Genomic DNA, 11,773 nt, shown 5'->3' with positions numbered 1-11,773 from the left:
GTTACACTCACCCACCGAGACAAATCACCAGAAGGCATTAATAGTGCAGCATCGTAAACTTGTGCTTCCCGAATTTCTCAACGACCAGGGCTTCCTGTTCGGCGGCAACCTGTTGAAGTGGGTGGATGAGTCAGCCTACATTACCGCCAGCCTGGAGTTTCCCGGCAACCGGCTGGTGACCGTGTCGCTGAGTGAGGTGAACTTCAAGCATCCCATCCAGCCGGGTGAATTGTTGTGCTTCGACGTGCAACTGATACGCAAGGGAAACACGTCGGTCACCTATGAAATCGAGGTGCTGGGTGAGAAACTGGCCGGCACAGACGAGCCGCTGTTTGGCACCAAGATCACCTTCGTCAATGTGGGTAGCGATGGTTCACCGCAGCCGCTCGAGCCTGTGAAGAAACGCTGATAGAACGGCTTGGTTCAGCGGATGATCCGTTACCGCTATGTTGGTGTGGACAAAGCAGGCCCGGGGTTTGTCGAGCACCAGATGATGCCAGGTAAATCCCCCCGTTTCCCCAGGACTGGCATTCCATGCTGATTCTTCTGCACTGCCTCACCCTGCTGCTGTTGCTGCTCACCGTTGCCTCCCTGTCGCGGCGGCCCCAATGGTGGATTCGCGGCCTGGATTTTCCGCGGCTACAGTTGCTGCTGCTGGCCCTAATCCTGGCCGCGCTCTACCTTTTCTACCTCAGTGGTGGCAGAGGACCTGCCGCCCCGATATTCGCCGCACTGGCGGTCAGCATCGGCTGTGCGCTGGACCACGGGCTGAGGCTCATCCCTTACAGCCCCCTGGGGCGCCCGGAAGTCGAGTCTATACCGCGCGACAGTGAGCGGCCTTCAGTGCGCATCATGATCGCCAATGTGCTGATGACCAATCGCCAATATGCGAGATTGTTGGGACAGGTAAAGATCAATGACCCGGACCTGGTGCTGTTTCTGGAGGGCGACAGCGAGTGGGAAGCAGCCCTGGAAACCGGCTTGCAGGACTATCCGCATGTGGTGCGTTGTGCAAAGGACAACCTGTACGGCATGCATCTCTACAGCCGCCTGCCTTTGTTCCACGCGGAAACTCGCTACCGGGTGCAGCCGGGTGTGCCCTCCATCATCGCTGACCTGAAGTGGCCGACGGGCGACAATGTACTGCTGCACTGCGTGCACCCGGCACCACCCAGTCCAACAGAGAACGAGCAATCCATCGAGCGCGACGCTGAACTGGTCAAAGTCGCCAGCGACATCGGTGGCCGGGAGCAACCAACCCTGGTGATAGGTGACTTTAACGACGTACCCTGGTCGCGACCGACTCGACTCTTTCGCAAACTCAGCGGGTTGGCCGACCCGCGCGTCGGGCGTGGACTATTCTCTACTTTTCATGCCCTTATTCCACTGTGTCGCTGGCCTCTAGACCATGTATTTTGCACTGAGCACTTTTCGCTGGTCTCACTGGCACGATCAGAGCCCTTTGGTTCAGACCACTTTGCACTGGTCGCTGAACTGGTACTCAGCCAAAACAGAGGCGAGGGTACCGGCGCCCTGGCCAGCGAGGCGGGCGACCAGGATGAAGCAGACCGGATCATTGAAGAACTCGATCCGGTAAGCGTCGACGCCATCTGACCCAACGCAGCACTTGCGCTTTTGACGATCCCGTTCCAGTATAACGGCCAGCAAAACAATAGAGGGGTCAACCAGGTAACGCTTACTGCCATGCCCCCCCCGATCCCACAGGCCAGCACGGCCAGGGCATCACCATAAGAACGAGGATCCACGAATGAGCCGCTCAATTATCATGATTTTGCTCGCACTGGCCCTGGCGGCCTGTAGCGACAGCAGTGATAACCGTAACAAACCTGAGGTGCCGCCGGACTTTAGCGCTGCGGACGCCTGGCTACAGGAATTTGTCGACCAGCAGCCGCTGTTCAACGGCGCGTCTGTGGCCATAGTCGAAGCGGGCAGCGGCGTCATTCACCGCAACACCTTTGGCGACCATACAGAGGATACAGCGGTACTGTTGGCGTCAACCAGCAAAGTCCCCTCGGTCATGCTATTGATGGCACTGGATGAAGACGACGCCAACGTCGACTTCGATATTCAGGCACCCATCGCCAACTATCTGCCATGGCAGGGTGTATGGGACGCCGCCATTACCACGGAAAACCTGGTTTCAAACCGTTCAGGCCTGCCGGGCCTGGGATACGTGTTCACCCAGCAGGCGGACTACCTGGTCCACGGCTGCCAGTTCTTCCCGGTTGGCAACCTGCTGGACTGCGTGGAAACACTTTACACCACTCCCCTGCCCAACCTGCCCACCACACCTCCTGACACTGCGTTTGACTATGGTGGCTCGCAGTGGCAGCTCTCGGGCGGCGTAGCAGAAATAGTCGGTGGTGGTACCTGGAATCAGCTCTGGGACCAGTACATAGCCCAGCCCTGCGGATTGAACGTGGCAACCTATGGCAACATGTTGGCATCGCCCACGGACTGGTCCGGCGACCCGGACTCACTTCTGGGCATAGATAACCCCTCGATCGAAGGTGGCTTGATCACCAACCTCGAGGACTATGCCCAACTCGTGGCGATTCACCTCGACGGCGGCAGCTGCGGCGACAATGCCGTGCTCACGCCGGATGCACTGGCATTTATGCGCGAGGAGCGCACGCTCGCAGAAGAAGATGAATGGGGCTATGGAATGGGTTGGTGGATTATTCCGCCCGCCGACGGTGGCAGCATCTATCTCTACGTTGATCCGGGACTGTATGGTTCTGTCTCGTGGATCGATGTCGACAGGGGCTACGGCGGCATCGTCCTCTTCGAGGAGTACACCGCGGTAAATGCCTCACAGGGTTCAAACGGGGTAATTACAGAGATGATACCGCTGATAGAGGAAGCCCTGGACGCGGTGCGCTAGCGCGCTTCGGTGGAGACGTGCCTGCGTAACCATAGCAGGCACACGACCAGGACCAATGCCCTAAGCGCCGCCGGCCGCCTCCAGTTCCCTGATCTTTTCGCGTACCTCCTCCGCCTCGGCCGTAAGGCTGGAATAGAGTCTGATATTGCCGTTGCGTTGCGCTTCAAAAGCCTGTGTGGAGAGCTTTTCGAACTCAGCCTGCAGTTTTTTGGCGGGGGATTTCTTTAACAGTCCAAACACGTCTTACCTCGTCCAGTAAATAGGATCTATACTCAGGGTACGCACAAAAGCACCAGGGAGATCTGCATCGCTATCCCTCAGCTCAATACACGTAGCCCTATCTGTATCGCAGTATTGATTGTAGTACTTCTGCTTGGGGCCTGCGCAGGCGATTCACTGGTCAACCAGGGCAACCGCAACGGCATACTCTATCTGGGCAATGGCACGGAGCCGCAAACCATTGACCCGCATATCCTTTCCGGAACGCCGGAGGCACGCATCGCAAACGCCCTGTTCGAGGGCCTGGTGACCGTTAATCCCTACACGCTTGAAATTTTGCCCGGGGTGGCCCAGCGCTGGGAATACAGTGACGACGGTCACCTGATTACCTTCTACCTCAATCCACAGGCGCGCTTTTCCAATGGCAGGCAAATCACCGCGGACGACGTTGTCTGGTCCTGGCACCGGGCCCTCAACCCGAAAACCGGCAATGTGGTGGCTGACTTCCTGTTCTCGGTGCGCAACGCCGAGGCCTACCACCGGGGTCACATTGATGACCCGGCACAGGTAGGCGTGCGCGCCATTGACCCACAGACAGTGGAGGTAGAGCTTGAGTACCCCGACGCCAACGCCCTACGCAAATTCACTTACATCTATAATGCTATCGTGCCTCGAGAGGCCATTCTGGCTCATGGCGACATGACCTCGCGCTTTTCCCGCTGGACTCAGCCCGGAAACCTTGTTTCCAGTGGTCCATTCGAACTTGATGAATGGAAAATGCATCGCTATCTCCGTGTTAAACGCAATCCTCATTACTGGAATGCGGAGAACGTTCAGTTGGAAGGCGTCGTCTTCCGCCCTGTCGAAAGCGCATCAACGGAAGAGAAAATGTTTCGCAGCGGGCAACTGCACGCTACAAGCACCGTTCCCAACTCAAAGGTACCCGCCTACCGCAATGCGGCAGACTCACCCTTGATCAACAGCCCCTTTATGGGAACGTATTACCTGATGCTCAATACCCGGCGTCCACCACTGGACGACGTACGCGTGCGCCGCGCACTGGCACTGTCCATTGACCGGGAAACGCTGGCCCATTCGGTACTGGAAGATACGGTGATTGCGTCCAGCAACTACATTCCCCAGGGCATGCCGGGCTACGATCACCCGCAGGGGCTGGACTACCAGCCTGAGCGGGCGAGGCAGTTACTCGCCGAGGCCGGCTATCCCCGGGGGCGAGGCTTTCCGGACATAGAGCTGGTCTTCAACACCAGTGAGAACCACCGCACGGTGACATCCGCGGTGCAGCAGATGTGGAAAGACGAACTCAATATTGAGGTCACCCTGGCCAACCAGGAGTGGAAGGTTTACCTGGACACCCTGGATACCGGTGACTATGACATAGGCAGGATGGGCTGGGTGGCGGATGTCTACCCGGGTTCCTTTCTTGACCCACTGGTCACCGAGGGGGGCACCAATCGCACCGGGTTCTCGAACGTCCGCTACGACGAGATCATTTTACATGACACCCGCGCCACCACAGACCCGAAACGACTGATGGCACTTTACCGGGAGGCAGAACGCCTGTTGCTCGAAGAAGTCCAGTTGATCCCGATTTACAACTACAAAAGCAAACGCCTGGCGCAGCCCTCACTTGAGGGCCTGCCCGGTAACCTGATTGACACCTTGAACCTGCGCTTCGTCAAGCTGGACGCCAACTCACAGGCCTGGCAACCGCAGGCCAGCGCCAACTGAAGCCGGTCCCGGATATGCCGCTGCCAGCCGCGGAGTTGTAAGTCGTGACCGCGCGCAGGAATAAAAAAAAACCGGCGCGCTTGCGCGACGCCGGTTCCTGTGCTTTTTCTATCAGGCTTTAGAAAAAGTTATAGGTAACTTCCGCACCATATACTCGACCCTTGGCCAACGGTGAGAAAGTACCACCGAGCGGCACAGGGCCGAGGGCAGAAGGCAGCTGAGTGTCGCCGCCGTGCTTGACCTCATCCAACAGGTTGCGGCCGTAGAGTGAGAACACCCAGTGGCCACTGTTGGAGTAGAAGTCCAGGCCGGCATCAAGAATGTCCTGCTCGAGGATAAATCCACGATTGTTATCGGTGAAGGCCGTCTCGTCGCGGTAAGCGTAGTTGATTCGCGCCGTGGCATAACCCCAGGAGCCGATATCCATGTCGTAGGTCATGCCCACACTGTAGGTCCACTCGGGTGCACGCGGCACATCCAGGTCCTTGTCCTTGCTGTCGACCACACCGTCGCCATTGAGGTCAAACCTGACCGTGTCGTAGCTGGCATCGATATAACCCACAGAGGCCAACAACAGCAGGTTATCACCGAGGCGGAAGGTGCCATCCACTTCCAGGCCCCAGATAGTCGCATCGGCTGTGTTGTCAATGATCTGCACCACACCGGATGTCGCATCGGCCAGGTTCACTTCCCGCTGCATATCGCCGATATCGGTATAGAAAACGGCTGCATTCAGGCGGCCCCAGTCATTGAGCGACTTGTAACCGATCTCATAGTTGTCCACCTGCTCCTCGTCAAAGGGTCCCGGGGCTGCCGTGGGGCTGGTGTTACGCAGGTTGTAGCCGCCGGAGCGGAAACCACGACTCCAGCTTGCATACAACTGGGTCGAATCGTTCAGGTCGTAACCTAAACCGATTTTGGGGGCAAAGGTATCCCAGGAGTCATCGTCCTTGAAGTCCAGGGTACAGCTGGGACCATAAACGATATTGCAACGCGTATCCGTGCCGGTGAGCGGGTTAGCGTAAACCGGTTGTCCGGTCACCACGGTAGCGGTTGTATCCAACACGTTGGTATTGAGCGCCAGCGTGGCAATTTCCGCACTCTTGTCCTCAGATGACCAGCGCGCGCCAACGGTCAGCGAGAGCTTGTCGGTAAGGTCATAGTCGACGGCCGCGAAGAACGCCATCGTTTCAACGTCGTAGAGGCCACCCCCGTCCTGGATCTGGAAGGAAAGCCCGCCAAAAGAAGGCGGCAGCGCCGCGCCCAGCAAGTCCCGGCGCTCGTGGTACTCAAGGTCATTTTCAAACCAGTAGACACCCGTCGTCACATTGGCATTGCCAAACTGGCCGTTATAGCGCAACTCAAAACTGTTCTGCTCGGCTATCAGGTCCGCGGGTGCATGGAACAGGGCAGCGGGCTGGGCATCGATATCCGAAACCGTATTACCTTCGCTTTCGCGCCACCCGTAAAGGGCGGTGATGGTGCCGTCACCAAAGTCGACGTCGTAGTTGAATTCTGCGCTGAAGAAGTCAGTTTCACTGGACTGTTCGCCGACCAGGTCGTAATTCGCGTCAAAGCTGTCACGCTTGGCGTTGAAGGGAGCGCCGGGAATGCCCAAGCCGTTGGTATGGGACTGTGCAACCGGGCCGTCTCCCTCAATATCGACGTATTCATAGCGCAATACCAGCTCAGCGCGATCGGTAGGCGTCCAGGCCAGAGTACCGCGCACCATCTTCTGCTCTATCGCCTGCACATCGCTACCGTCAAACTGGTTTTCATGCCAGCCATCATCATCGTTCCAGTAACCGGTCAGTCGCAGACCCAGGGTATCCGTGACAGGGCCGCCAATGGCGCCCATCAGGTATTTGTTGATGCCGCCGTCACCGCCGCCATCCACCGCCGCGCGCACTGTCGCGTCCAGTTCTTCGCCCGGCTTCCTGGTGTTCATCAGAATAGCGCCGCCGGTCACGTTGCGGCCGAACAGGATGCCCTGCGGCCCGCGCAGCACCTCAATGCTCTCCAGGTCAAACACGTCAAAAATAATGCCGTTGTTCACGCCGAGGTAAACACCGTTAACGAATACGCCTACGGTAGGATCAATGGAGGGGATGGAGCTATTGATACCCAGGCCGCGTATAGAAAAGTTCGCTGTACCGCGCGTGGTGCCCACATCGTCCAGGGCAACGTTGGGCATTCCCACCGCCAGGTTGGTAAGGTCGCGTACCTTCAGGGCGTCGATCTGGTTGGCGTTGAACGCGCTGATAGACATGGGCACGTCCTGCGCGCCCTCCTCGCGCTTACGCGCGGTCACCATGACCTCTTCCAGCAGGGTGGCACTGCCACGGGCTCTGGGCTCCTGCGCTTCTACCTTTGCCGCGGGGATTGCCAGGCCCAGGGCCAGTGCAACCGCCGCTGACATGGTCAGCGTGCGAAACGGACTTGTAGTGTGGTTTACTCTTGCTTTCATAAGGCGACTCTCAAGTGTTTTTATAAATATTATGGCTTAATGTCTTTTCATCGCGCAGAAAGGAGCGGCCTGCACAGCGCGCTTTTCCTGCACTGACTTTAGCCTGCAGAAAGCGAGCCGGCTTTTCAAGCGTGTCTACCGAAAGATCCTGTGAAAAAATGCCTCATCCGCAGCAGAGCAATGCAGGGCTGGCAGGGCAGCGGAGGCACAACGCATGCCAAGGCTGAGTCAGGCAAGCATGCGGGGCCTCATCTAAAACTGCTTGCCCACATCAACGTACAGCCCACTCTCGACGATCTCCACACCGTCGTTGACGAACTCGTCCCGCCTCCAGCCCAGTGAGCCGAACCAGCTTTCACCGAAAAACAATGTGTTATGTATCTGCCAGCGAATGGACTCCTCGTGTCCCCATGAAATCGAGGCGAGCAGCGCGTTACTATCCTGCCAACGATAGTTGGCGGTGAGGCCGAAAATGGCCTCGGCCCAGCTGGTTTCCTCTTTTTCCCTGAACGGCTGCGCCTCAAAACAGCCGATCAAGCCACAGCCGCTATTGAACACCGGTATCGTACCGAAGATCTTGATGGTCTGGTCATATTGCCGCACTCCCGCGAGCAGTCCCAGGTCAATCTGGTGCCAGTCCTGCACCACCCACATGCCCAGCTCACCCTGTATGATTCGCTGCCGCATATCGACGTTGACATCGAGGAACTCTCTGAGCACAGGCGGTGGCGCCAGACCACTATGGGCAGTGAGATCATCCATTCCCATATCGTAACCGCCATACCAGCCATTAATGTCCAGCCACATGGGCTGCTCTAAAGCGGTAAATCGATAGCTGGCGCCCAGCGCAAAAAAACTGTTGGCGTGCTTCGCCAGGTCGAGCATGTCAGCATCGACACTGATGTCACCGCCGCCCTCCAGCGCCTGAGACAACTCAAGCCCTGGCATGTGCACCGGAAAGTAAAGCGACCAACCCGGTTGACGCGAGAGATGCGTCCTCTCAGCTTCTGCCTGCACCAGGACGGCCGAGAGCGTCAGCCCCAGCAGGGCAACGCCATACACTATGCGCTGGACTATCATGTTTGGGACGGTACTCACCTTGACCGATGCGGGTGATACCACTCTACCAGAACTCATATTTTGATGTACTGGCAGTCAACTCGACGGGGCGTACAATAGCGCTACTGAAAAAACCGGTGCCACCAGCATGTTCACCTGGACAAAAAGACTACTGCTCACGGTCAGCTTCCTGGCGCTGATCACGGCGAACATCCTCACCCTCACCAGTGCCGCCTTCAACACTGCTGTCTCTGGCCTGTTGGGCACCGCACTGGGCATCCGTACCGTTTCCGGTGTGATGCAAACGCAGCTCGCCAATCAGGACAGGGCTATCAGGAAACAGGCGGCCGTGCAGACCAGGCGCAAAGCCGCTACACGTCGATTCGGCAGCAGACTAGCCACAAGAACGCGACGCGTGGCAGCAAAGAGTATCGCCGCGATCCCCGCTGAAGCCATACCCTTTATTGGTATCGGAGTGCTCATCGCCGATACCGGTTATGAGTTGTACGCCGCCTGTGAGACCATTACCGATCTGGACCAGTTGTACCAGGAATTGGGTATGGCAGATGAAGTGCCGGACGACGTCATGCACACGGTGTGTGACCCCACTCTGCCGGATGCGGCCGAGATCTGGGACAGCGTCATCCGCAGTAAGCAACCTTAGCGCCTTCGCCCGCCGAACCTGCTGGCAATTATTGCTTCATTTACACCTGCTTTAGCAGGTAGACTCGCCCACACCTCAACGTCCCGTGTTGCGCAGCACTCCCGAAAGGAGCAGCGCAAAGAACAGAGCGGGATACAACAAGACCCACTACGCAGGAGCAAGGCGAATGCCCTATCTGGGAAATACCGGCAGGATAATCATCACAGCACTCTTGGCAGCAATGGTCGCAGCCTGCAGTAACAACACCAGCATCAGCCGTTCCTACGTGGACCCCGAGTTGAAGAAACTGGATTACCAGGGCGTGCTGGTCGTTGCTGTGGCACAGAAAGCCAGTGCGCGAAAAGATTTTGAGCGGGCCTTCGCTGACGCACTCTCACGACACGGTGTTAATGCGGTGCCCGCCTACACCGTTCTCGACAAGGCGCAGCCCACTGCAGAGGAAGTCATCGCCGCGGCGCAAAGCCAGGGTATGGACACCATTATGGTCACCCGCTACATCGGCGCGTCCTCCGAGGAGATCTATCACCCGGGTACGATTTACTATGGTGTGGCGCCAGCCTATGGAGCGGGTTACTACGGAGGTTTCCCGGGATACTACGGCCGGGCCTATGAAGTCGCCTATGAGCAGCCTGTGTGGACCACCAACACCACCCATACCCTGGTTTCAGACTTGTATATCACTGAAACCAAAGGGCATCTGTGGCAGGCGGTGTCAGACACCATACAGTCCGGCAGCACCAAAAAGGTGCGCGATAACGTGATCAGCGCGCTGGTTTCTGACCTGGGCGCACAGGGCTTGCTCTGACAATGGCCGCACCGCAATTAAGCGGTGCGTTCAGGATTGCGTTGATCGAAACTCACCGCCGGCATTGATGGGCGGCTGGCAGGCCATCAGCTGTGTGCGATCGGCTTTTCGGTGAAGAGATAGTCCTTCATTTCCTTATCGAAGGTCGGGTCGCGCCGACGGATCCACTCCAGCACCATAGCCGCGTGTTCCTTTTCCTCGTCGCGGTTATGCTTGAGTATCGCGCGCAATTCGTCATCCTTACAGGCATCCATGCGCTGGTTGTACCAATCCACGGCCTCCAGCTCTTCCATCAGCGATACAATTGCCCTGTGCATATCGCGGGTTTCATCTGACAACTCTCCAATCGGCTCATGATAGCCTTCGTTAGACATGTAACTCTCCTTTTGGGGCCGGGTTTAGTTGTACGTGAGTGCCACTGAAGTCCGGCACTGACACGAAACAACGATTCCGCCGAGTATAGCAACTTCCCTGATGCATTAAACCGACGGAGCAACCCGTATAGACATCGCCGCTTTAGTCGCGACCGCCCTGGGCATTGGTCAATCGGAATGGATCCAGCAGCTGCTCCAGCGCCTCGCGAGAGAGCGTGGTTTCTTCCACGGCCACATCGAGCACAGGACGCTGCTCCGCGTAGCTGCGCTTGGCAATAACGGCTGCGGCCTCGTAACCAATCGCGGCGTTAAGTGCCGTCACCAATATCGGGTTGCTGGCCAGGGAATGTTCAATACGCTGGTGGTTCACCTCGAACTTCGACACGGTGCGAGCCGTCGCCTCACAGGCCCAGGACAACGATTCAAAAGCGTTACAGAGCTTGTCGGCAATCAGCGGTAACATCACGTTGAGCTGGAAATTGCCCGATTGCGCTGCCACGCTGATGGTACTGTCGTCACCAACAACTTCTGCCGCGACCATAAGTACCGCCTCCGGCAGCACCGGGTTGACCTTGCCCGGCATGATCGAGGACCCTGGCTGCAGCGCCTCTAGCTCGATCTCCCCCAGCCCCGAAAGCGGTCCGGACGACATCCAGCGCAGGTCATTGTTGATCTTGGTCAGGCTCACTGCCAGTGCGCGCAAGCAGGCAGAACACTCCAACGCCACATCCTGGCTCGCGATGCGAGAGAAAGGATTTGGCGCGACCTCGAATAACAGACCGGTTGAAGCGCCCAGGTCCTTTACCAGCAACTCGGCAAAACCCTCAGGCACATTGACACCAGTGCCCACCGCCGAACCACCAACCGGCAGCTGCCGCAGGCGTTGTTGCAGTGCGTCAAAGCGCTGCCTGCATTCCTTCAACTGCGCCTCCCAGGCACCCAGCTCCTGTCCAAACGTCAGGGGCATGGCATCCATCAGGTGGGTTCTGCCAGTCTTGGTGACGCTGCCCAGTTGTTCACTGCGGCTGGCGACGCTGTCGATGAGCGTATCCAGGGCGGGCAAGAGGGTGTTGCACAGGGCGCGCATCGCGGTCACCTGTATGCACGCGGGAATTACATCGTTACTGCTCTGGCTGCAGTTGGCGTCGTCATTCGGATGCACCTTCTGCCCGGCATCCCTGCTGGCAAGTCGCGCCAGAACCTCGTTCATATTCATATTGGTGCTGGTCCCGGAGCCGGTCTGGAAGACCGAGACCGGGAACTGGTCGTCAAAGTGCCCTTCTACAACCCGCCGCGCTGCGTGCTGCAGGGCCACAGCGATGCTTGCGTCAAGCACCCCGCATTCCAGGTTAGCCGCGGCGGCGGCGGACTTGATCATCGCCAGGCTATGAATAAACGCCTGGGGCATGGTGCGCTCCAGCAAGCCGAAATTGTCTACGGCGCGCTGGGTCTGGGCGCCGTATATCGCGGTTTCCGGCACCCTCACGTCGCCCATACTGTCTCGCTCGATTCGATAGCCCACTTTTGG

At 57.9% G+C, this 11,773-nt stretch carries 11 protein-coding genes; 6 read left to right on the top strand and 5 right to left on the bottom strand.

What is annotated here, in order from left to right; translation table 11 throughout:
* The first annotated feature begins 43 nt into the window (after positions 1–43).
* From C0039_RS07335 to C0039_RS07325, 3 genes are all read left to right on the top strand, one after another.
* Positions 44–409 (top strand): acyl-CoA thioesterase, encoded by a 366-nt coding sequence (locus C0039_RS07335; protein ID WP_101517704.1) that lies wholly within the window; start codon positions 44–46, stop codon positions 407–409.
* A 125-nt stretch (positions 410–534) separates the two neighbouring features.
* Positions 535–1,614 (top strand): endonuclease/exonuclease/phosphatase family protein, encoded by a 1,080-nt coding sequence (locus tag C0039_RS07330; RefSeq protein ID WP_101517703.1) that lies wholly within the window; start codon positions 535–537, stop codon positions 1,612–1,614.
* A gap of 154 nt (positions 1,615–1,768) precedes the next feature.
* Entirely contained in the window at positions 1,769–2,905 is a 1,137-nt protein-coding gene (locus C0039_RS07325) for a serine hydrolase domain-containing protein (protein WP_076000897.1), read from the top strand.
* A 60-nt stretch (positions 2,906–2,965) separates the two neighbouring features.
* Here C0039_RS07325 and C0039_RS07320 read toward each other — a convergent pair whose 3' ends face one another.
* Positions 2,966–3,145, bottom strand: a complete 180-nt coding sequence (locus C0039_RS07320; protein WP_076000896.1) for a DUF6435 family protein — start codon at positions 3,143–3,145, stop codon at positions 2,966–2,968.
* A 114-nt stretch (positions 3,146–3,259) separates the two neighbouring features.
* Between C0039_RS07320 and C0039_RS07315 the strand changes: the two genes are divergently transcribed.
* Positions 3,260–4,876 carry a peptide ABC transporter substrate-binding protein gene (locus tag C0039_RS07315; protein WP_243391572.1) on the top strand — a complete coding sequence of 539 codons (1,617 nt, stop codon included), beginning with the start codon at positions 3,260–3,262 and terminating at the stop codon, positions 4,874–4,876.
* 118 nt (positions 4,877–4,994) lie between these two features.
* Here C0039_RS07315 and C0039_RS07310 read toward each other — a convergent pair whose 3' ends face one another.
* On the bottom strand, positions 4,995–7,343 hold the full coding sequence (locus tag C0039_RS07310; RefSeq protein ID WP_101517701.1) for a TonB-dependent receptor: 2,349 nt from the start codon (positions 7,341–7,343) through the stop codon (positions 4,995–4,997).
* A gap of 252 nt (positions 7,344–7,595) precedes the next feature.
* Positions 7,596–8,480: a hypothetical protein gene (locus C0039_RS07305; protein WP_133125959.1), complete on the bottom strand. Its 885-nt coding sequence runs from the start codon at positions 8,478–8,480 to the stop codon at positions 7,596–7,598.
* Between the two features lie 70 nt (positions 8,481–8,550).
* Between C0039_RS07305 and C0039_RS07300 the strand changes: the two genes are divergently transcribed.
* Together C0039_RS07300 and C0039_RS07295 are read left to right on the top strand one after the other, a co-directional pair.
* Entirely contained in the window at positions 8,551–9,066 is a 516-nt protein-coding gene (locus C0039_RS07300) for a hypothetical protein (protein WP_076000892.1), read from the top strand.
* A 166-nt stretch (positions 9,067–9,232) separates the two neighbouring features.
* On the top strand, positions 9,233–9,871 hold the full coding sequence (locus C0039_RS07295; protein ID WP_101517699.1) for a hypothetical protein: 639 nt from the start codon (positions 9,233–9,235) through the stop codon (positions 9,869–9,871).
* A gap of 86 nt (positions 9,872–9,957) precedes the next feature.
* On the opposite strand, the gene C0039_RS07290 is transcribed toward C0039_RS07295, so the two are convergent.
* On the bottom strand, positions 9,958–10,245 hold the full coding sequence (locus C0039_RS07290; protein ID WP_076000890.1) for an encapsulin-associated ferritin-like protein: 288 nt from the start codon (positions 10,243–10,245) through the stop codon (positions 9,958–9,960).
* Positions 10,246–10,387: 142 nt separating this feature from the next.
* A complete protein-coding gene (locus tag C0039_RS07285) occupies positions 10,388–11,740 on the bottom strand; it encodes a class II fumarate hydratase (RefSeq protein ID WP_207796403.1) in 1,353 nt (450 codons plus the stop codon).
* Positions 11,741–11,773 lie beyond the last annotated feature (33 nt).

It is taken from the genome of Pseudohalioglobus lutimaris (assembly GCF_002866825.1).
Lineage (GTDB): Bacteria > Pseudomonadota > Gammaproteobacteria > Pseudomonadales > Halieaceae > Halioglobus > Halioglobus lutimaris.
The sequence above is the reverse complement of the archived record's forward strand: the minus strand, read 5'-3'. Positions and strand labels throughout refer to the sequence as shown.

Coding starts and splice junctions, on each gene's coding strand:
- C0039_RS07330 (WP_101517703.1), top strand. CDS start 535: ATGCTGATTCTTCTGCACTGCCTCACCCTGCTGCTGTTGCTGCTCACC.
- C0039_RS07290 (WP_076000890.1), bottom strand. CDS start 10,245: ATGTCTAACGAAGGCTATCATGAGCCGATTGGAGAGTTGTCAGATGAA.
- C0039_RS07285 (WP_207796403.1), bottom strand. CDS start 11,740: ATGGGCGACGTGAGGGTGCCGGAAACCGCGATATACGGCGCCCAGACC.
- C0039_RS07325 (WP_076000897.1), top strand. CDS start 1,769: ATGAGCCGCTCAATTATCATGATTTTGCTCGCACTGGCCCTGGCGGCC.
- C0039_RS07305 (WP_133125959.1), bottom strand. CDS start 8,480: ATGAGTTCTGGTAGAGTGGTATCACCCGCATCGGTCAAGGTGAGTACC.
- C0039_RS07310 (WP_101517701.1), bottom strand. CDS start 7,343: ATGAAAGCAAGAGTAAACCACACTACAAGTCCGTTTCGCACGCTGACC.
- C0039_RS07300 (WP_076000892.1), top strand. CDS start 8,551: ATGTTCACCTGGACAAAAAGACTACTGCTCACGGTCAGCTTCCTGGCG.
- C0039_RS07295 (WP_101517699.1), top strand. CDS start 9,233: ATGCCCTATCTGGGAAATACCGGCAGGATAATCATCACAGCACTCTTG.